The organism is Alteromonas antoniana, from assembly GCF_019249295.1.
In the GTDB taxonomy this organism is placed as follows: Bacteria; Pseudomonadota; Gammaproteobacteria; order Enterobacterales; family Alteromonadaceae; genus Alteromonas; species Alteromonas antoniana.
Genome location: NZ_JAESDH010000002.1, coordinates 231,883 through 253,305, shown reverse-complemented (window position 1 = coordinate 253,305; position 21,423 = coordinate 231,883). Strand labels below are relative to the sequence as shown.

21 protein-coding genes are annotated in these 21,423 nt (G+C 49.4%); 5 read left to right on the top strand and 16 right to left on the bottom strand.

From position 1 onward, the window contains the following. Positions 1-8 precede the first annotated feature (8 nt). The 13 genes from JKP77_RS02365 to yceD form a co-directional block, all read right to left on the bottom strand. The gene (locus tag JKP77_RS02365) at positions 9-779 is read right to left on the bottom strand and encodes a TatD family hydrolase (protein ID WP_218309602.1); all 771 of its coding nucleotides are present in this window, start codon (positions 777-779) and stop codon (positions 9-11) included. A 21-nt stretch (positions 780-800) separates the two neighbouring features. Further along, the gene (gene holB, locus JKP77_RS02360) at positions 801-1,694 is read right to left on the bottom strand and encodes a DNA polymerase III subunit delta' (RefSeq protein ID WP_218309601.1); all 894 of its coding nucleotides are present in this window, start codon (positions 1,692-1,694) and stop codon (positions 801-803) included. After that, positions 1,691-2,308, bottom strand: coding sequence for a dTMP kinase (gene tmk, locus JKP77_RS02355; protein ID WP_218309600.1), 618 nt, complete (start codon positions 2,306-2,308; stop codon positions 1,691-1,693). The genes holB and tmk overlap by 4 nt, the downstream gene beginning before the upstream one ends. Positions 2,309-2,317: 9 nt before the next feature. Then, positions 2,318-3,337 carry an endolytic transglycosylase MltG gene (mltG, locus tag JKP77_RS02350; RefSeq protein ID WP_218309599.1) on the bottom strand — a complete coding sequence of 340 codons (1,020 nt, stop codon included), beginning with the start codon at positions 3,335-3,337 and terminating at the stop codon, positions 2,318-2,320. After that, positions 3,321-4,139: an aminodeoxychorismate lyase gene (gene pabC / locus JKP77_RS02345; RefSeq protein WP_338024831.1), complete on the bottom strand. Its 819-nt coding sequence runs from the start codon at positions 4,137-4,139 to the stop codon at positions 3,321-3,323. Before pabC ends, mltG begins: the two co-directional genes overlap by 17 nt. A gap of 173 nt (positions 4,140-4,312) precedes the next feature. Then, complete coding sequence (gene fabF, locus JKP77_RS02340; RefSeq protein WP_218309597.1) at positions 4,313-5,551, bottom strand: beta-ketoacyl-ACP synthase II; 1,239 nt, start codon at positions 5,549-5,551, stop codon at positions 4,313-4,315. 78 nt (positions 5,552-5,629) lie between these two features. Next, positions 5,630-5,869 carry an acyl carrier protein gene (acpP, locus tag JKP77_RS02335; RefSeq protein ID WP_044056889.1) on the bottom strand — a complete coding sequence of 80 codons (240 nt, stop codon included), beginning with the start codon at positions 5,867-5,869 and terminating at the stop codon, positions 5,630-5,632. A gap of 199 nt (positions 5,870-6,068) precedes the next feature. Next, positions 6,069-6,809: a 3-oxoacyl-ACP reductase FabG gene (gene fabG / locus JKP77_RS02330; RefSeq protein ID WP_218309596.1), complete on the bottom strand. Its 741-nt coding sequence runs from the start codon at positions 6,807-6,809 to the stop codon at positions 6,069-6,071. A 9-nt stretch (positions 6,810-6,818) separates the two neighbouring features. After that, positions 6,819-7,748 carry an ACP S-malonyltransferase gene (gene fabD, locus JKP77_RS02325; protein ID WP_218309595.1) on the bottom strand — a complete coding sequence of 310 codons (930 nt, stop codon included), beginning with the start codon at positions 7,746-7,748 and terminating at the stop codon, positions 6,819-6,821. 46 nt (positions 7,749-7,794) lie between these two features. Next, complete coding sequence (locus tag JKP77_RS02320; RefSeq protein WP_218309594.1) at positions 7,795-8,760, bottom strand: beta-ketoacyl-ACP synthase III; 966 nt, start codon at positions 8,758-8,760, stop codon at positions 7,795-7,797. Continuing rightward, a complete protein-coding gene (gene plsX / locus JKP77_RS02315) occupies positions 8,757-9,776 on the bottom strand; it encodes a phosphate acyltransferase PlsX (RefSeq protein WP_420840029.1) in 1,020 nt (339 codons plus the stop codon). Before plsX ends, JKP77_RS02320 begins: the two co-directional genes overlap by 4 nt. Positions 9,777-9,800: 24 nt before the next feature. Next, complete coding sequence (rpmF, locus tag JKP77_RS02310; protein ID WP_218309592.1) at positions 9,801-9,971, bottom strand: 50S ribosomal protein L32; 171 nt, start codon at positions 9,969-9,971, stop codon at positions 9,801-9,803. A 3-nt stretch (positions 9,972-9,974) separates the two neighbouring features. Continuing rightward, positions 9,975-10,508 (bottom strand): 23S rRNA accumulation protein YceD, encoded by a 534-nt coding sequence (gene yceD / locus JKP77_RS02305; protein WP_218309650.1) that lies wholly within the window; start codon positions 10,506-10,508, stop codon positions 9,975-9,977. 178 nt (positions 10,509-10,686) lie between these two features. Here yceD and JKP77_RS02300 point away from each other — a divergent pair, with 178 nt between their 5' ends. Then, complete coding sequence (locus JKP77_RS02300; RefSeq protein WP_220100053.1) at positions 10,687-11,310, top strand: Maf family protein; 624 nt, start codon at positions 10,687-10,689, stop codon at positions 11,308-11,310. Between the two features lie 66 nt (positions 11,311-11,376). Here JKP77_RS02300 and JKP77_RS02295 read toward each other — a convergent pair whose 3' ends face one another. Next, positions 11,377-12,030, bottom strand: coding sequence for an HAD family hydrolase (locus tag JKP77_RS02295; protein ID WP_218309591.1), 654 nt, complete (start codon positions 12,028-12,030; stop codon positions 11,377-11,379). Next, on the bottom strand, positions 12,027-12,971 hold the full coding sequence (rluC, locus tag JKP77_RS02290; protein WP_218309590.1) for a 23S rRNA pseudouridine(955/2504/2580) synthase RluC: 945 nt from the start codon (positions 12,969-12,971) through the stop codon (positions 12,027-12,029). Before rluC ends, JKP77_RS02295 begins: the two co-directional genes overlap by 4 nt. Before the next feature lie 613 nt (positions 12,972-13,584). Between rluC and rne the strand changes: the two genes are divergently transcribed. The 4 genes from rne to JKP77_RS02270 all read left to right on the top strand — a co-directional run bounded on the left by rne (position 13,585) and on the right by JKP77_RS02270 (position 20,370). Then, complete coding sequence (gene rne / locus JKP77_RS02285) at positions 13,585-16,785, top strand: ribonuclease E (protein ID WP_218309589.1); 3,201 nt, start codon at positions 13,585-13,587, stop codon at positions 16,783-16,785. A 65-nt stretch (positions 16,786-16,850) separates the two neighbouring features. After that, positions 16,851-17,831 (top strand): phosphotransferase, encoded by a 981-nt coding sequence (locus JKP77_RS02280; protein ID WP_218309588.1) that lies wholly within the window; start codon positions 16,851-16,853, stop codon positions 17,829-17,831. 311 nt (positions 17,832-18,142) lie between these two features. Next, complete coding sequence (locus JKP77_RS02275) at positions 18,143-19,696, top strand: sensor histidine kinase (protein ID WP_218309587.1); 1,554 nt, start codon at positions 18,143-18,145, stop codon at positions 19,694-19,696. Then, positions 19,693-20,370, top strand: a complete 678-nt coding sequence (locus JKP77_RS02270) for a response regulator transcription factor (protein ID WP_218309586.1) — start codon at positions 19,693-19,695, stop codon at positions 20,368-20,370. The genes JKP77_RS02275 and JKP77_RS02270 overlap by 4 nt, the downstream gene beginning before the upstream one ends. Positions 20,371-20,483: 113 nt before the next feature. Here JKP77_RS02270 and JKP77_RS02265 read toward each other — a convergent pair whose 3' ends face one another. Continuing rightward, positions 20,484-21,341, bottom strand: coding sequence for a delta-class carbonic anhydrase (locus JKP77_RS02265; protein ID WP_218309585.1), 858 nt, complete (start codon positions 21,339-21,341; stop codon positions 20,484-20,486). Positions 21,342-21,423 lie beyond the last annotated feature (82 nt).

Here is a 21,423-nt window from a genome sequence, read left to right as displayed (position 1 = left end):
TCCCTGAATTAGCGTTGCGCAAGCGGAAAAAGGCGATAAAAGTTATCCGTTGTCTGCCTGGCAAGTTCAGTCACCGAAACGCCCTTCAGATCTGCAATGTACTCGGCAACTTCCACAACGTAACCAGGCTGGTTTTGCTTACCCCGGTGAGGAACTGGTGCCAGCCACGGAGAGTCTGTTTCAATTAACAGCCGCTCCAACGGCACCGCTTTCACAACCTCACGCAACTCGTCAGCTGAGTTGAATGTAACAATGCCTGAAATCGAGATGTAAAACCCCATGTCGATAGCTTCCTGCGCCATTTCCAGTGACTCAGTGAAACAATGTAATACGCCGTTAGTCTCCGGCGCTTTGTGCTCGCGAAGAAGCGACAATGTATCTTCTCTCGCATCGCGGGTGTGAATTATCAGGGGCTTGTTTAACGCATTCGCCACCCGAATATGATCGACAAATGATTGCAGCTGCACCGCTTTGGTCTCGGCACTGTAGAAATAATCCAGTCCGGTCTCACCGATAGCGACCACCTCCGGACGACTCGCTTTTTGTAGTAACGTGTCGTAATCACAAGCGTCTTCCTGATGCAAAGGATGCACGCCGCAAGATACCGAAACGTCACTAAACTCTGACACGGTTTCGGCCATTGCGTCATAATCATCCACTGACACAGCCACACATAGGAAATGTTTCACTCCGCGTGAGCGGGCAAAGTTGAGTGTTTCCGCCAGTTCTTCTTTGGATTGTTTTAATCGATCGAGATGGCAATGAGAATCTACAAACAAAATAACCTCTTTTCGTTACTGTCAGGAAGCTGCCGGACGAATCAGCCTTTCCAGTACCTGTGTCAATACGACCACTTTATTAATACCGGGATGCTGCAACTGCCTCGCTGACTGCGTTGCCTGCGCATACGCCGCATAATCTTCCACTCGCTGACTGGCAGTATATGCGTGATGAGCACGCTGTTGACACCAACCTACAACCTGACGGGCTGAATCCTGCCACTTCGTGGCCAGCGTTAAAGCCGTCGCACTACCGGCCATTAGCGCGTCTACTCCTTCATTAAATGCCCGGAAAGACAACCCTTCACTTTCAGCATTAATCGCTGTAAGCAGCTTTAACGGCGCGCCGCCATATGCCTGTAAAAGCGCTGGGCTGGCCTCTTCAAGGCCTTGTTGCTGCAACCACGCCAGACTTTGATCTTCAGGTGGCAGCGGTAACACGGCTTTCTCACACCGACTTAAAATGGTCGGCAGCAGGTGCTGTACTTTGTCAGTTAACAGCATCAGGAACGTATTATCTGTGGGTTCTTCCAGGGTTTTCAACAACGCATTTGCCGCAGAATCGGTCATCGAGTCTGCAGCGGGTATCACCAGGACTTTATTTCTGCCAAGCTGTGACGTCGCACTGAGTTTACCTATTCCCTCACGTATCTTGTCCACACCCAGTTGTTTTTCACTTTCGAGGATATGAAAATCAGGATGGGTACCCGCGTCGAATAACGAACAGCTTTGACAGTTTTCGCATGCGCCTTGTGACGATGGTCTCTGGCATAGAAGCGTTTTTGCAAAGGCTTCAGCCAGCGTCTGTTTCCCTATGCCGGCCGGGCCACAAAGTAACAAGGCATGATGCAGCCGCTGGGCCAGAAAACGGCCGGTTAACTGCGTAAAGACAGGCGTCAGCCATGGCAGGTTCATGCAATATAATGCTCTATAGTTTGGCGGACACTGTCGTGAACGGCTGACATCTGCTGCATGGCATCAATGGTAATGATTCGATCGTCGTTCGCTGCTAAATCCAGATACCGCGCGCGGGTCCGCTCAAAAAAGGCAAGACCAGCCTGTTCAATCCGATCCAGTTCACCGCGTCCTCTTGCTCTTGCCAATCCGGTAGCAGGTTCAACGTCCAGGTACAAGGTCAGATCGGGTTTAAACCCTTTTAATGCGACATCGCTCAGAGCACGCATGGTGTTAGCGTCGATGCCACGTCCGCCTCCCTGATAAGCCTGTGAAGACAAGTCATGGCGATCACCCACAACCCAGTGACCTTGTGCTAACGCTGGCTTAATGCGATTTGTCAGCAACTGCACCCGCGCTGCATACATCAGCATGAGTTCAGTTTCCTCGGCAACCTGCTCTTCCCAGTCATGTTTGACACATTCTCTGATGGCTTCCGCCATCGGTGTGCCACCAGGCTCACGGGTTTGCTCTACCGTTAGTCCCCTCTCCCGCAGCGTTTCTACAATCAAAGAGATGACCGAACTTTTCCCGGCACCTTCGAGCCCTTCTACAACGATAAATTTTCCGGACATACTCGCGAATCAATCCTGCTTTTTAATCTGATATTGGTAAACCGCACTGTTATGATCCTCCAGATTGGTGGAAAACTGATGTGTGCCGTCTCCTCGTGAGACGAAATACAACGCATCGGTTGGCAATGGTTGCAGTGCAGCATCAATGGCGGGTTTACCTGCCATTGCAATTGGCGTCGGCGGCAAGCCATTAATAACATACGTATTGTACGGTGTTTTTTGTTTTAAGTGTGCCCGGGTAATATTGCCATCAAAGCCTTCTCCTATGCCGTAGATAACGGTAGGGTCGGTTTGCAATCGCATATTTTTGTTTAACCGGTTAACGAATACACCCGCAATCTTCGGACGCTCATAAGCGACACCGGTTTCCTTCTCAATAATAGAGGCAAGGATCAGCGCTTCATAAGCTGATGACAGTGGTAAATCGACGGCACGGGATGGCCAGTTGCTGCGCAAATAGTCAGCCATCGCCTGCATTGCTCGGTTCAGGATCACGCTGGCGCTGGTGTTGGCAGTAAAATGATAAGTGTCAGCGAGGAAAAGGCCTTCGGGCGAGGTCGCCTCACCAAATTCAGACGCAGGCCACGCAGACACGATTTTCGAGATTTGCGTGTTGTCCACATCAAAATCGATATACTCATTTGAGCGCAAAATCTCCAGCCACTGGCGGAATGTCAGTCCCTCTATCAGGCTGACGTCAAATTGAAATTCATCACCCTGTACAAAATGCTGATAAGCTTGCTGTAAACTCATCCCCGGTGTCAGTTGATAGGTACCGGCTTTTGGCCCGCGCTCAGGAGCGAAAAACTTTAACCATACCTTAGTGACCAGAGGATGCACGTCAGTCATACCTTCCTCGGCGAGCATGTTTACAACCTGCATCCCTGCCTGACCAGATGTGATAGTGACCAAGGAAGGTGACGTAATTGACAATGGTTGCTTTATTTCACTGTGCACATAGTAAACAGCGCTTAACAACGCGCCTACAGCAAGTAATACAATGAAAAAGACACTAACTAGCAGGCGCATACTCATCCTTGTAAGCCGACTGAACAGCATAAAAAAGTGATTCTACCCGTGATTTCGAGTAGCTGATGTGTTGACCATCTCTGGTAAACGCACGCAGCGGGATAATTGGCATTAGAGCATTGCACACCAGAGCTGATTCAGCCTGAATCAGATCACTGAGTCTGAAGTCGCCAACACGAAGCTCCTGATCATTGCGTAATAACCAGTCTATTAAAAACTCTCGCATCACCCCATGCACCCCACAGCGCTCAAGTGCTGGCGTAAACCACGTTCCGTCACTATACCAAAATACGTTTGATGCCGTTGCTTCTGCAACGTGCTCGTTGGCATCAAGCACAATCAAATCCTCGACATCCTGCTGCGCCAATTCGCGCTTTATCAATACCTGTTCAAGTCGATTAAGATGCTTAATGCCAGCCAACGCTGGCTGAACGGCCAGCCGTAATGTCGCGCAGCCAAGGATGATACCCTCTCGTTGTTGTACAGCATAATGCACCGGCATAGCAGCGTGGGTGAAATGCAACGTGGGCGCTACTAATTCGGGACGTGCATAACCTCTGCCACCCTCGCCTGCTGATACCAGTAGCTTTAACACCCCGTCGCCAAGAAGACGGGCTTCCTCACCAATACGCCGCGCTATAGTCTTTTCATCCAGCGGTAAGCCGAGCCGTTTGGCATCCCGCACCAACCGCTGGCAATGGCGCTGATATAACGCCACTTTTCCGTCTGTCACTGACATTGTTGTAAACACACCGTCGCCATAATTGGCAGCCCGGTCTGACGCTGAAAAAAAGTGAGAAATGCTGATGTCCTTCTTAATGCATCATTTGCACAATAACGTCGAAGTATAACAGCCTGCCAACGTCCCGCCTAGGCTGAAACAACGCGCAAAACCGCTGCGATATCGCCATTTTAGATACCAATAAAAAAGGCCGCGGGAAAGCTCCGGCGGCCTTTTTGTTACTTGCTTTTACGCTAACTACGCTTGAAAATCAGCGAGCCATTTGTGCCGCCGAATCCAAAGGAGTTACATAAGGCTATCGGAGCAGCCAGTACTTTGGCTTTATTCGGCACAAAGTCCAGATCGCAGCCTTCACCTGGCGAATCAAGATTAATTGTAGGCGGCGCCATCTTGTCTCGCAGCGCCAACAACGTAAATATTGCTTCTACCGAGCCTGCAGCCCCCAGCAGATGCCCCGTCATTGACTTTGTAGAACTAACCATCAACTGATAAGCGTGCTCATTAAAAACACGTTTAATTGCAGCCACTTCCGCCACGTCACCAGCCGGTGTTGATGTGCCATGTGCATTGACATAACCAATTTCACTGGCATCAATACCAGCGTCATTAATTGCATTAAGCATAGATGCAGCAGCACCTTCACCGTCTTCCGGCGGTGATGTCATATGGTAAGCGTCACCACTCATACCAAAGCCAATCAATTCACCGTAAATGGTTGCACCACGTGCCACTGCTGACTCGTACTCTTCCAGCATGACAACGCCTGCGCCTTCACCCATGACAAACCCATCACGATCTTTATCCCAGGGACGGCTGGCCGCTTGTGGGTCATCATTTCGCGAGGACAATGCTCGCGCTGACGCAAAGCCGGCAATACCCAGAGGCGTGATGGACGCTTCCGCCCCGCCTGCAAGCATCGCATCTGCATCGCCATACGCGATAGTTCGCGCAGCAACACCGATATTATGCACACCGGTAGTACAAGCTGTAACGATATTCAGGTTAGGGCCTTTTAAGCCCTCCATAATCGAAAGAAAGCCGGATATCATGTTGGTAATGGTAGAAGGAACAAAGAAAGGGGAAACCCGCTTTGGCCCGCTGTTCAATAACTTCTGGTGGTTTATCTCGATTTGCTCAAGTCCGCCGATGCCAGAACCTATTGCCACACCCACACGGTGTGCATTTTCGGCACTAATTTCCAGTTTAGAATCTGCTAACGCTTGTTTACCCGCTGCAATACCCAGCTGGATAAACCGGTCCATCTTCTTCGCTTCTTTCTTTTCGATGTAATCTTGCGGGTCAAAATCATTAACCTGACCGGCAAAACGAGTGGAATAGTTACTGCAATCGAAATGGGTAATATCACCAATACCGCTCTCGCCCGCAAGCAGACGACGCCAGGTCTCGTCAACAGACTGACCCAGAGGTGACAACATGCCAAGACCAGTAACCACTACGCGACGTTTTGTCACAAAAAGCCCTCGCATTGGAACTAAGGAAGGTTATATACAGAAAACGGCTCCTAAGGAGCCGTTTTTGCTAAGCCTGACTTATGCGTCTTTGTTAGCGTTGATGTAGTCGATAGCTGACTGAACAGTAGTAATTTTTTCTGCTTCTTCGTCAGGAATCTCAGTATCGAACTCTTCTTCTAACGCCATAACCAACTCTACTGTGTCCAGAGAGTCAGCGCCTAAATCGTCAACGAATGAAGCTTCTGGTTTTACTTCTTCTTCTTTCACGCCAAGCTGTTCAACGATGATCTTTTTAACGCGCTCTTCAATGTTACTCATAATTCTAGGTTTCCCTTAACGTCACTAGATATAAAAAGTGCCGCTAGTTTATTTGGCAAGGTAGTACCTTGCAAGCACCAGATTAAACAAATTTTCTGGTCAAACCAGCAACGACCAAAATTCAGTAATTTACTATTTTTACATTCAACTTCGGAGAAATACCACCCCAAAGTACGTTAAATTCGCACAATTTGCGAATTTAGTTCATATACATCCCGCCATTTACATGGATTGTTTCACCAGTAATGTACGCTGCACCATCACTCACCAGAAAAGCTACCGTGGACGCAATTTCTTCTGGCTGCCCCAAACGGTTAGCAGGAATATCCTTGAAGATAGCTTCCCGCTGGTCATCTGTCAGTGCTTTTGTCATATCTGTATCGATAAATCCAGGTGCTACCACATTGATGGTAATACCTCTTGATGCAACTTCTCTTGCCATAGACTTAGAAAAACCAATTACACCTGCTTTGGCTGCAGCATAATTAGCCTGACCGGCGTTACCCGCACTTCCGACAACTGAACCAACGTTGACGATACGACCGAAACGTTTCTTCATCATACCGCGAAGTACAGCTTTTGACAGGGTAAATATTGATGTCAGGTTGGTATCAATGATGTCCTGCCATTCGTCGTCTTTCATCCGCATCAGCAGGTTGTCACGGGTAATACCGGCATTATTAACCAGAATGTCGATACTGCCAAACTCATCCGCAATGGCTTTGAGAACACCATCAACACTGGATTTATCCGTCACATTCAACGCAAAACCCTTGCCGCCTTTTTCACTGAGATAGTCGGTAATGGCTTGCGCACCCTTGTCGCTGGTTGCCGTTCCAATAACGGTAGCACCCAGACTTGCCAGTTGCGTCGCTATCGCTTTACCAATACCCCGGCTGGCGCCAGTGACAAGCGCGACTTTACCTTGCAGTTGTTCCATTCTCAATCCTTACTTATTTAACGCAGACACAGAATCCGGCGTGTTTACCGCCACTGACTCAAGTGACTTGTCAATTCGCTTACCCAGACCTGTCAGCACTTTACCCGGCCCCACCTCGATGACGCGCTCAACACCCGCAGACGCCAGGTATTCCACCGTTCGCGTCCACTGTACCGGACAGTATAGCTGGCGTACCAGCGCACTTTTTATGGCCTGAGGATCGGTTTCAATGTTGACATCAACATTGTTCACGATATTAATTTTCGGCGTGTTGATCGTAATAGATGACAACGCATCATCTAACTGATCAGCAGCAGGACGCATCAGCTCACAATGCGACGGCACACTGACCGCTAACGGCAATGCGCGCTTCGCGCCAGCCTCTTTGCAGGCATCGGCAGCCTGCTGCGCAGCATTTTTCTCGCCGGCGATAACCACCTGTCCAGGCGAGTTAAAATTCACAGGCGCTACAACATCACCGGTCGCTATCGCGGTCTGCTGACAAATCTCTGCAATGGCTGCATCATCAAGACCAATTATCGCAAACATCGCACCGGCGCCTGCAGGCACCGCTTGTTGCATGTATTTACCTCGAGACTCAACCAGTTTCACGGCGTCGGTAAACGCCATAGCACCACCACAAACCAGTGCGGAGTATTCACCCAGGCTGTGACCGGCAAGATAATCTACCTGTAGCCCTTGTTCCTGCAATACGCGCCAGATCGCAACACTCGCTGTAAGCAGCGCTGGCTGGGTGATATGTGTTTCATTCAGTCGCCCCTCTTCATCATGCTGAACCAGATCCCATAAGTCGTAGCCGAGGGTATCAGAGGCTTCTTTAAACGTGTCTGTGACTACCGGAAAGTCGTCGGCTAGCTCTTTGAGCATGCCAACGGTCTGTGAGCCTTGTCCAGGGAACACACAGGCTGTACGAGTCATAGTATTTTCCTTTTTCTTATTTGTATCACGAAGGTTGCCTGAAAGATTAATAACGCACCAATGCTGATGCCCAGGCGAAACCACCTCCGAATGCTTCTAATAATAGATTCTGTCCACGCTGAATGCGACCGTCCCGGATTGCGGTATCCAATGCGGTGGGTACGGTAGCTGCAGAGGTATTACCGTAATTTTCCAGCGTCATAACTACCTGATCCAGCGACATATTTAGCTTTTTCGCTGTGGCTTTTATGATTCGGAAGTTGGCTTGGTGGGGCACCAGCCAGTCTAAATCAGACTTCTGCATATTATTTGCCGCCAGTGTTTGCTCTACCACTTCAGACAATTTGGTTACAGCAACTTTAAAGACTTCGTTTCCCTTCATCACCCCCCAGTTTTCATGCACCGATGCTTCATCACCGCGAGTGGGGTTACCCACATATAATAAATCACCGTACGAACCGGCGGCATGAATATGGGTAGAGAGTATACCGGGCTCGTCACTGGCTTCTATGATAGTCGCGCCGGCAGCATCGCCAAACAGAATAACCATGGTTCGGTCAGCCGGATCAATCAAACGACTTAAGCAGTCGGTTCCAATCACCAGAATGCGTTTGGCCATGCCGGATTTGATGTACTGGTCTGCAACACTTAGCGCATAACAGTAACCCGCACAGGCTGCAGCGACATCAAACGCGGGAATGCCGTCTAAATCGAGGATCCGCTGAATTTCACATGCTGTACTGGGAAGTGCATAACGTCCACTGGTGGTGGCACAGACAATCATGTCTATAGACTTGGGATCGATGCCTGCCATCTCGATGGCTTTTTTACTGGCTTCTGCTCCCATGGTAGCGGCAGTTTCGTCGTCACCAATAATGCGACGTTCTTTAATACCTGTGCGATCAGTTATCCATTCGTCACTGGTTTCGACCATCACTTCTAAGTCTGCGTTAGTGCGAATGTCGCTGGGGTAATAACTGCCGGTTCCGATAAATCGTGAATATTTGCTCAAAGCTGCTCCAACAATACCGTTTCTATCTTATTTTTTATTTTATCCGGAACCCGCATTTGAGCCTCCTGCATCGCCTGATGAATGGCGTAATAGAAGGCATCTGCAGATGCGTTCCCGTGACTCTTTACTACAATGCCGCGCAATCCTAACAGACTGGCGCCATTATACTGGTCGGGGTTCACGCTATTGTAGATAGTTTTTAGTAACGGCAAGGCGACCCGGGCCATTAATCGGGTCATTAAATTACGCTGCGACTGACGTTTCACTTCGTTGATGACCAGCTTAGCCAGACCTTCGCTGGACTTAAGTGCCACATTACCGGTAAACCCATCTGTTACCACGACATCAGCATAATCGGTGAAGATGTCGTCGCCTTCGACGTAACCAATATAGTTAATACTTTTTGCGTTTTTAAATAACTGGTCGGCATATTTCACCTGCGCATTGCCTTTGATGTCTTCTTCACCGACATTCAGCAACGCCACCCTCGGGTTCTCAATACCGGCAACCTGTCTCGCCAGTACAGAGCCCATTACCCCATACTGAAATAAGATCTCTGACGTGCAGTTCACGTTCGCGCCCAAATCCAGCAAAAAGACTTTGTGGTGGCTTGTTGTTGGCATTGCAGACACCAGCGCGGGACGGTCGACACCGGGTAATGTTTTGAGAATATAAAATGCAAGGGTAAGCAGTGCACCGGTGTTACCGGCACTGACACACGCATCCGCTTCACCAGAGTCAACTAACTCCAGAATACGACGCATTGAGGACTGTTTTTTGTTACGTAACGCGGAGGTAGGCGCCTCGCCCATTTCAACCACTTCTTCACAGTGTGAAACGGTAACGCGGGCACGCTCCTGAGCTGTCAGATCATTAAGTGCCGGTTCGATAACATCATTCTGGCCACATAAAATAAAATGACAATCGGCGTGTTTACGAATTGCTTTGAGGGTAGCAGAGAGGATAACAGGGGGACCATGATCGCCCCCCATGATATCTAACGCGATGGTTAGCATGGACAAAGAATGTCACCGCAGCCTTTAGCCACCGATAACTTTTTTGCCCTTGTAGTAACCGTCAGCGGTCACGTGGTGACGACGGTGTGTTTCACCCGACGTTGAATCGACAGACAAAGTCGCGCCTGTCAATGCATCGTGTGAGCGACGCATACCGCGCTTAGAACGCGTTTTACGATTTTGTTGTACTGCCATAACTTACTCCTGGTCTCGCTTAAGTTCTTTCAAAACCGCGAAAGGGTTTGGTCGCTCTTGTTCCGGTTCAATCTCGCCAAACTGCATATCATCTTCACTCACTGTGCAATCCTCCTCTGCATGAAGGGCGACAATAGGTAAGGACAATATCAACTCGTCTTCAAAAATTTGAAGAAGATTGACTTCTCCGTGGTCGTTGACCTCTACCGGTTCATAAGCTTCGGGTAATGTTTCGCTGTCAACATCGCCTTGTCCCTGCACCGGACTGTAGCAAAAATCAACATGCAGTGGGTAGTCAAACTCCCCATTACACCGTTGACAGATAAGTGTTACCTGTGTGTCCAGATGACCGTGAAAGACAGTAAGACCCTGCGCGTCTTTTTCGAACTGTACTTCGGCGTTCACCCATTCATCACAACTGACAACTGCTTCGCTCAATCGTTCCATATCTTTCGATGCAATCACGCCCGAATAATCGGAGCGCTTCATCGCACTTTTGGACGGGTCGACCGAATGAGGTAGTTTCACTTTCTGCATAGGGCGCGCATCATATAGGCTCATCCCTTGCCTGTCAAAGGTTTAATCTGCTTTTGACACAAATTTCAGCCAACCACGGTGCTATCCAAAAATCAGGCAAGATACGAAGAAAGAAAGCAGACTCGAAAAGCATACCTTCGTCACCTATGATAGCCTGATTATTTCTGAAATCAGTGAATTGGATGTAAACACAGTGCGACTCATACTGGCATCGTCATCAAAATACCGTCAGCAACAACTTGCGAACCTGGGAATCAATACCGACGCTATCGCCCCCGGTATTGACGAAACAGCAAGTGCGGGGGAGAAGCCTGACGCGCTGGCCGCTCGTCTTGCCAGCGAAAAAGCCGCCACAGTTGCTGACGCCCACCCATCAGCAATTGTGATTGGTGCAGACCAGGTTGCCGTTGTTAACGACGGTGATACCACACATGTTTTAGGGAAACCCGGCACGCACGAGAACGCAGTTAGACAGCTTAAGCTCTGCGTAGGAAAAGCCGTAGAATTTTATTCTGCTGTATCGGTATGCCATAAAGATAGTGACAAGCAGGTTACCCGTGTCGAGATAACTACGGTAACGTTCCTTGAGCTCACTGATAAAGAAATCCAACAATATTTGCTGGCCGAGACGCCGTATGACTGCGCCGGGAGTTTTAAATCGGAAGGCCGTGGCGTGCTGCTTTTCGATCGCATCGCCAGTCGCGACCCTAACGCGCTCATTGGTCTGCCATTAATGTTGTTGCGGGACTTACTCAGTGAACTTGATGTCAGCCTGCTCGACATCGCTTGCAGTGCGGGCTAAGTTCCAGCCCGCCATTTCCACCCTACTCTATCCCGGAGAGCCGGTACACTGTGAGTGTTGGTATCTTCAGTTACCCTTTAACCAACTATGCAATTGAGGAATAGAATGCACTATCGTTTCGGGGTGGTGCTTTTCTAAGTTCACTTGCGCATGTACACCGTAAGACACCCCAACTCTGTCCATGCCGATTGCCTGTGCCATCTGCATGTCATACGTTGTGTCGCCGACCATCAACGCGTCACCGGCACTTACCTTCAGCTCGTCAAGTATCTGCAGCAACATGTCCGGAGACGGCTTAGAGTGAGCCTCGTCAGCACAGCGTGATGTGGTAAAGAAATGGCCAGTACCGGTATTGCTCCATGCCCGATCCAAGCCTCTTCGTGCTTTGCCTGTTGCTACTGCCAGTGTCTTGCCTTCTGCTTTCAATGCAGACAACAAGTCCTCTGCGCCCTCAAACAGCGGACAAGGGATCGTATCTTCATGCAAATAAGCTTCTTTATAAGCCTGCACCAGCCGATCGGCTAACTGCTCGTCCTCGGTAGCAAAAAGCTGCATGATAGCAGGCTTGAGGCTGATACCAATGATGTGGGCAACCGCGTCAGCACTCGGCACATTTACATCACAATGACGGGCTGCGGTTTGCATGCAGCGGATGATTTTCGCTGCTGAGTCCATTAACGTGCCATCCCAGTCAAAAATAACTAACTCGTACGCTTTCAAGATAACGACTCCAGTACCATCGTCAGATTTTCATCCAGAGGAGCGCTGAATGTAACGGGCTCTTCGGTTTTTGGATGCAGCAGCCTGATACTTGCCGCATGCAGGAATAACCGGTTCAGTCCTACTTTCTGCATGTTGACGTCGAAGTCATGGTCGCCATATTTTGAGTCGCAGGCTATAGGATGTCCGGCTTGCAGACAATGCACGCGGATCTGGTGAGTACGCCCGGTTATGGGGGAAGCTTCAACGAGAGTAGCATCAGCAAACTGGCGCAAAATACGGTAACGGGTTTCAGACGGCTTACCTGCGTCTGACACGTTAACCAGTCGCTCACCGGATTGCAGTACATTCTTTTGTAGCGGTGCTTTCACTTTGAAACGGTTTTCCGGCCACTGCCCTGCAACCAGCGCCTGATAGCGCTTGTCCATTTGTCCGTTTCGCAATTGCTCGTGCATGTGGCGCAGCGCTGAACGTTTCTTGGCAATCAAAATACAACCAGAGGTGTCGCGATCCAGTCGATGCACCAGTTCCATAAACTTTGCATCGGGGCGCAACGCACGCAAGCCTTCAATCAGACCGAAATTGAGCCCGCTGCCGCCGTGAACAGCAAGCCCGGAAGGCTTGTTAATCACTATGATGCGATCGTCTTCAAATAAGATCTGACTTTCAAGCGCTGCGATTTTATCCAGTTTAGGCGACGGCGCAGGTGCACCTTCAGACACTCGTACCGGCGGAATACGCACGGTGTCGTTGGCCTTAAGTTTATAATCTGGCTTTACTCTGCCTTTATTAACCCGCACTTCACCTTTTCGCAAAATACGGTAAATCATGCTTTTCGGTACCCCCTTTAATTGGGTACGCAAAAAATTGTCCACTCGCTGCCCTTCAAGATCGGGGTCAATGGTGACAAAGCGGACTTGTTGTTGTGCTTCTTCTTTCATGGCGCGCAGTATACATGAAGCCTGAGCCTGACTCCTACCGAAAAGCCATTAATTTTATAAAAATAACCGTTTCACAACGCTTGCTTTATGAAATTCAGGATAATTCTACTCATTGCTACCAAATAAGCGGCGATAACTGACGCAATAACTTGCGTATCCCGCAATATTAATGCAATAATCGAAGCGTTTTAGTCGTTTCAAATGAACGATAAAACCGGTTTGAACAATAATGTCAGACATCATATGTGATGCAGGTCGCTCAGTAATGACACAGGCCCTTTGAAATGAACACAGGCAGAACACTAAACGCCTGATATCGATATAAAGCATCACAGGAAGCAAACAAAAACGTTCGCCGTTTAGCAAAACAGAATTGAATTGACAGTAATCCTTGGGTTAATACATCTCGAGGGTGCGAAAAAGTAAAGAAATACAGGGCTAGCCGTTCCCGACACCCATCATGACAGAAATACCTAACGAATAAACAGGTAGTAAAAGGGTATTACGGCGTTACAACAAAGTCCCCGTCCAGCCGTGAGGTTGCGCGGTGAGGGTTTGCACATGTCACTTTAATTTTGTGTCTGAACGGCTGTAGGAAACAGAGTTAGATACAATGAAAAGAATGCTAATTAATGCAACTCAGCAAGAAGAGTTGCGTGTTGCCCTGGTAGATGGGCAACGTTTGTACGATCTGGATATAGAAAGTCCTGGACACGAGCAAAAGAAAGCCAACATCTACAAAGGAAAAATTACCCGCGTAGAGCCCAGTCTTGAAGCTGCTTTTGTTGATTACGGCGCTGAGCGCCATGGATTCCTTCCCCTAAAAGAAATTGCCCGCACTTACTTCCCCAAAGGTTACAAATTTGAAGGCCGTCCTAACATCAAAGATGTTATCAAGGAAGGTCAGGAAGTTATCGTTCAAATCGATAAAGAAGAGCGAGGCCAAAAAGGAGCGGCACTAACTACCTTCCTGTCTCTGGCAGGTAGCTACCTGGTTCTGATGCCTAACAACCCTCGTGCAGGTGGTATTTCTCGCCGCATCGAAGGCGATGAGCGCACAGAACTGAAAGAGTCGCTTAGCAAGCTGGATTTACCTGATGGTATGGGGCTAATTGTTCGTACCGCAGGTGTTGGCAAATCGTATGAAGAGCTGGAATGGGATTTACGAGTACTGCTGACCCATTGGGAAGCGGTATCGAAAGTGGCTGAAGAACGCTCTGCCCCCTTCCTTATTCACCAGGAAAGTAACGTCATCGTGCGTGCCATTCGCGACTATCTGCGCCGCGATATTGGTGAAATACTGATTGATAAAACCAGCATCTATGAGCAGGCGCTACAACATATCCAATTAGTCCGTCCGGACTTTGCCAGTCGCGTGAAGCTGTATCAGGGCGATGTGCCTCTGTTCAGCCACTATCAAATTGAAAGTCAGATCGAATCTGCGTTCCAACGCGAAGTCCGTCTGCCATCAGGCGGTTCTATCGTTATCGATCCAACGGAAGCACTGACCTCCATTGATATCAACTCAGCGCGCGCCACGAAAGGTGGCGATATTGAAGAGACTGCACTTAACACCAACCTCGAAGCGGCTGATGAAATTGCCCGTCAGTTACGCCTGCGCGACCTTGGTGGTCTGGTGGTTATCGACTTTATCGATATGACGCCCGTTCGTCATCAGCGCGAAGTAGAAAACCGCATGAAAGACGCGGTTCGTACTGACAGAGCCCGCGTGCAACTAGGCCGCATTTCACGTTTTGGTCTTCTGGAAATGTCACGCCAGCGCTTACGTCCCTCGCTGGGCGAATCAGCGCATCATGTCTGCCCTCGCTGTTCGGGTCATGGCACGATCCGTGGTACAGAGTCACTGGCACTTTCCATACTGCGTATTCTTGAAGAAGAAAGTATTAAAGACAACACCGGGCAAATTGAAGCACAGCTTCCGGTTCCTGTGGCAACTTACTTACTGAACGAGAAACGTAAATCCGTTCAAACACTGGAAAAGCGCCATGGTGTTCAGCTTCTGCTGATCCCCAACGCTAATCTGGAAACACCTCACTATCAGGTCAATCGTCGTCGTCCGGATGAAGTCTTATCAGCAGCCAGTTACGATGTTGAATTGGTCCAGCCTGAAGAAACGGACGCAGACAAGCCAGCCGCTGTTGTGACTAAGCGCGAAGAGCCAGCACTGAAAGGACTGGTTGCTCCGACTCAGGCACCGATCGTACAGGCTGCTCCAAAAGCAGAAGAGAAAATTGCTGAAACGCCGTCGTTGTTTGCCAAAGTCGGCAAATGGTTTAGCAATCTGCTGGGTGAAGAAGAGAAAGAAAAAGAAGAAGAAGAAGAAAAGCAATCACAGAATAAGGGTGGACAGAACAGAAACCGTCCTCCGCGCAATCGTAACAATAATGACGATCGCCGTCGTAAGAGCCGTAAGCCTCGCAGACAGGATGGTCAGCAAAGCACGAAAGACGACAGCAACGACAAAGACAAGCCGAAGCCGCGTCAGGATCAGGATGACAAGCGTCCTAATCGCAACCGTAAGGGCCGTAGCAAGCCAAATCGTGACGATCAGAAGCCTAACAACCGTCAGCAGGAGCAGAAAGTTGCGGATAAAGCTGACAACGCGGACAAACCGGAGAATGCAGAGAATGCGCCGGCGAAAAAACGTGAAGTCGCGGAACGTCGTAAGCGTCGTGATAAACGTCGCAGCGTAAGGGTTCGCAAGGACGATAACGGCGCGCCAAGTTCACAGAACAGCGCTCAAGTCGAGGCTGATTCAGCAGAAACTAAAGCGCCGACTCAACAACCTGCAAAACAGGTAGAGAAAGCAAAACAGGTAGAGAAAGCGAAGCCGGCTACAGAGAAAGCCGCTGCTGACAAAGAGCCGTCTTTGCAAGAAGAGACCTCTCAGGAGCCGATAACACCGGTGTCAGAGAAAAAGCCTGCGGCGTCCGAGGATGCTACAAGCAACGACAAGCCGGTTCAGAATGACGCGTCAACTAGCTCACCTTCCGAAGATGCAGATAAAGACGACGCATCCAATGAAGAGCAAAAGCGCGAAAATCGAGGCCGCTCACGTCGTTCTCCGCGTCATGTTCGCGCTGCTGGCCAGCGTCGCAAGAAGGAACAGGACAAAGGCGACGATGAGATCAGTGAACAGAAAGCGCAACAAATCAGACAGGATGAGCTGCAGTTTGATATGCCAGAGGACGCCTCAGCTGCTGACGGAAACGACAGCGCAAAACAAGACATCCCTGCCAGTGCCGAAACTGAATCACCTAAGCAGGTAGAAATTAACCTGGCGGCCGACGAACCGGTAGCTACAACTGAGAAAGAAGTAGCTGCAACTGAGAAAGAAGTTTCTCCATCAGTTGAACCAGAGAACGCTAACAACGCGTCTGATTCTGATACTGCGGGTAAACCTGCCGCCAAGACTGAAGCAGTAGCTAATGCAGCGGAAGAGGTATCATCAGTTTCAGAAAGCGAAGAAGCATCTGACAGCGTACAGGCAACGGCAGAAGCACCGGCGTCCACACCTGAGCCGGTTCAGAACAACGTTGAGCCCGCTGCAAAGCCCAACACCAAGCCAGCGAAAGCGACAACCAAAGAGGCCGTTACGCCGGCAAGTAGTGCAGGCAGAAAGCGTGCATCACACCCGATGGCATTACCAAAGACCATCAACGATACCTTTGGTAACGTCGAACTGGTAAGCTGTGCTGACGAGAAACGCCCGGCACTGTTGGTTTCCGGACGACTCGCGACACTGGCTAACAGTAAGTCTACAGCGTCAGCACCGGCTACCAAAGCTGGCTAAACGTTCACTTGCAAAAATGAAAAGCCGTATCCTTTGATACGGCTTTTTTGTCTGGGAAAGTAACGATGCAAGCACACTGGCAAAACTGGTTATCAGCGACACTTGGTGATCCCGGCCTGTCGGGTTTTGAACAAATTCAGTCACTGTGGAACGGCTATGGTACGTGCTGCAGGTTTTACTCCCCGCTCAGACATCAATACCTTGTGGCGAAAGTGATTCTGCCGCGCCCGGATGCAAAACATCCAAGAGGATGGCAGACTTCACAGAGTCATCAGCGAAAACTTCATTCCTATGATGTAGAAGCGCATTTTTACCGCTGTTATCAGCCGCGCCTTGATGAGCAGTGCTATGCCCCCTTACTGGCTGCACATGAATCGGCCGGAGAAAACCAGCTGCTTGTGCTTGAAGATTTATCAGCAGCAGGCTTTACAAAAACAGCGACAGAATTATCGCCCGGACAATGTCACACTGTACTGCGATGGCTGGCTTACTTTCATGCCCGCTTCATGCAAACCGATGACAACGCGCTCTGGCACGCAGGCGGTTACTGGCACCTTTCTACCCGACAGCAGGAGTGGGAGGCGATGCGTGATGGCGTGCTGAAGCGCAACGCAAAAGCTATCGACAGTTACCTCGCCAACTGTCAGTACAAAACCCTACTGCACGGTGATGCCAAAGTTGCTAACTTTTGCTTTCAGAGCAATATGCAGCAATGCGCCGCTGTCGATTTTCAGTATACCGGTTCTGGTATTGGCATAATTGATGTCGCGTATTTTCTAGGCAGTGCGTTGAATGAATCAGCGCTTATAACGCATACCGAATCTTGCCTCGATTATTATTTCAGCTGCCTGCGACAGGCACTATCGACAACACGGTTTGATGCTGAATCCGATGCCATCATTGCTGAGTGGCGAAACGCCTATCCTGTTGCCTGTGCCGATTTCTGCCGTTTTTTAAGCGGCTGGAGTCCGCAACATGCCAAACTCAACCGTGATTTGCTTGAGCGTACCCGACAGGGCTTAACACTGCTACTTGCCAACGGCTAAGCGGGATACCACAGGCATTACGCATTAAACCCAGGGCGTTAAGCTTATCGAGCATCTTCGGGTACTATGTATTCTCTTAGCACCTAACCGGGCTGTATCCATCTCATGCACTGGCATGCCGTGGTTTTACTGACAGCCTGCAGCAACATAATCAGCAATTGATACAGGACGTTCTCCCTCCACAACAGGATGATCGCCGGCTATGGCAGTCAATTTTTTGCTTAACTGCTGTATAAAGTAACATGAGCCACCAGTGATACCTTTTCGCTGTCCGGATGTATAATTATTGCGCCAATAACAATAAAACCATTATGTATAAGAAAAAACTTTACCTGTTCGGGCTTGTAGCCACCATTATGTTACTTATTGCCCTCGCCTCGTCAGCAATCACTGCTCACCTGACCCGGGTAAATCTGACCCAAAGTCAGATTGCGCAATCTCTTCTCACTGAGCACCTGCAGCTTTCCAGCATTTCTTACCGGCTATTTAAACAGCTGACCGATGAGTTAATTTTTGGCAAAAATGCCAATCAGGCGATGGTCAGAAACAAGCAGGAACTGATTCAACAGTCTGTTGAGCGGATCCGTGCGCTTGAAATAGAGCAAAGGCTGGCTCTGGGTGAAAAAGTCACTCAGGGAAGCGTGGAAGACACCGACGAACTTGAAACACTGATTTACGATATTATTTCAGAGTTTCGGACGATTGTTGAAGCCAATAACGATACACCTCTGAACCAACAGGCGCGCTTACAGGAGTTGCTGGAAATCACCATTGATAATCGTTTCAGGGAAGCCATCAACTCTGCGGTGATACGCCAGAGCCGCGTTGTCTCAGCTACGAATGCGAGTATTGAGACACTCAACACGGCCATTGTGTGGTTTACTATTGGGCTTGGCGTTATCGCTGGCCCCTTCATTATTCTGGGATGTTACTGGTTGTTCAGCGCGCTCTATCAGCCGCTTACCGTTATTCAATCTGGTACTCGCTCTATCGCGTCAGGAAACTATGCGTACCGGTTTCCGGAGAACCTCGATAAGGAATTCAGTGAACTGGTCAAAGCGCTGAATGATATGGTTATCCAGCTCTCTGAACACGAGGCACAGGCAGCCGCATACAGAAAAGAACTTGAGTTCGAAGTTGAAAGCCGCACTCGCGAGCTGACCGAAGCGAACAAGCAACTAACGAACATTGATAATAAGCGACGCCAGTTTATCGCCGATGTGTCTCACGAGCTGCGAACGCCTCTGACCATTATCCGTGGTGAAGCGCAGGTGACACTCAGACAATCTTCAGTGGATGAAGATCTGTACCGTGAGACACTGTCTGCGATCCTTGAACAATCGGTTAACCTCAGCAGATTGGTAGACGACTTACTATTGCTGGTACGCGCAGAAATGAGCCAGCTGAAACTGGAACGGGAGAGTTGCGATATCGCACAGGTAATTCTGCAACTGGTTCAGGCGTGGCAGCGTACACACGCTGACAGAAACATTACCTTTGTCAGCAATGAAAGCAACAGTTCTGCGTTGCTCGACGTGCAACGGTTCGAACAGGCTATCACCATTATTCTGGATAATGCACTTAAGTATTCCGAAAGTGGTACACCAGTTGAGCTGGTATTATCCCGCACCGACTCACGCTATAGTATTTCAGTAAAAGACAACGGCTGCGGCATATCTCTGGCGGAACAGGAACATATTTTCGAGCGTTTTGTCAGACTGAACCGCAACGGCAGTGGTGTTGGATTAGGCCTGCCCATTGCAAAAGCCATAATTGAAGCCCACGGCGGCGACATAACGGTATTGTCTTCACCTGGTAAAGGCGCAACATTTACGATACGTATTCCGCAGGTATTAGTGAAATGAAACTTCTGATAGCCGATGATGAAAAGCCGTTAACTGATTTTCTCGCCCGAGGCTTATCTGCCGAGGGCTACCAGTGTTCTACAGAGCATCAGTTATTTAACCTGACAGCCAGAGTCAAGCAGGACAAACCCGACATTGTCATACTCGACAGAATGTTTGGTCAGCAGGACAGTATCACTGTGCTGGACAATCTCAAGGCATTGCCTGACTCGCCGATGGTGCTGTTGCTAACTGCTGTTGATGATGTGAGAGAACGGGTTCAGGGACTAAAAGCAGGCGCTGACGACTACCTCTGCAAACCGTTTGATTTTGACGAGTTGCTGGCCAGGATCATGGCGCTGGGAAGGCGTGTTTCCGTTTCCACTTCGCCTGCAAACGCGCTGACTCTGGGAGGCCTGAGTTTTGATTTGGAATCGCGGATCGTTTACGCCTGCGGCGAGGAACTCTCTCTGACCCGTATCGAATATCAGTTGCTTCAGTATCTGGTGGAAAGTGCGAATAAGGTGCTATCTCGTGAGCGGATAATCAGCCGGGTGTGGCAAAGTCAGTCCGATCCGATGACAAATGTGGTAGATGTTTACATCAGTCGTCTACGGCAAAAGGTACCGAAAGATACTCTGATTGATATTGAAACCCTGCGTGGGAATGGTTATCGGCTTAATTATCGTGCCTGACCATTACCAATACTGTAATGGGCGGGAGCAGCACTACATGCGTGCAGGATATGGCAAACAATCACTGCCAGCGGATTGGGGACGCCAACAGCGATTGTTGCCAAGGTTGGTAACTAGTAAATAGTAGACAGTAATTCCGGATTTACCACCAGGTTACGTACTCCATGGGCATGATCTTCCTCAAACTCGTTATCTTCACACCACTCACCTACCGATGCCGCATTGACGAGCGTGACACCGGGCCTTACGCTCCAGGACACTTGTAACGGCGATCCTTTTTCATTGTAGGACGGCCCGGTTGTAGAGCCTGAATATTCAACAGGCACCCCGGTGTCAGAAGGAATATTCGGCGCCTGATAGTATCCATTCACCTCACTCACCTGTGCTAACCGCTCAAAATCCGGGGCATTTTCATCGTTCGCCAGCACCATCACCTGTGCTTCTACCCGCAGTTGTGGATTCATGGTCTCGTCAGCCAGACAGGCACCCAACGTAGCGCCAGGCTCAACCGCGGCAGTAGAGAATACATAGTGAACTTCAATGGTATCGCCGGACTGCAGTCCCTCCCCCTTTGCTGCACAGACTTTTGCTGGCAGTGGCGCTTGTTGTTGTGCAGACAATTCACCATTATAGAGATAGCCAGTTCCCAGTCCGGCACCATTACCGTTACCGGCGTAAGTGGTAAATTGCCCACCTTTGTGCTCGGCCCCTTTATGGAAATGGATGTTGCAGAGATTCATCTGACTTCTCACCGGAGCCTTCGCGAACACGCGTTGATTGAGTCCGTAATACTGTTCGATATCCCTGGGGGACTGAGGCCCATAGCCTTCACCGCGGGTTTCTCTTGCCAGGTTCTTTCGCTGTTCAGAAATGACATTGTCACTGACCGTCTGCGCTAATGCGCCAGAGGCTGATAAACAAAGCCCTAATGCTGACGAAACTCCTGCAATCTGTTTTATGACGTTGTTCATTTTTTTCCTCATTGTTTGATAGCAACAAGAATAAAAAAAATGACTAAAAGAGCCCTGTCGGCAGGATTAAAATTAGATTAAC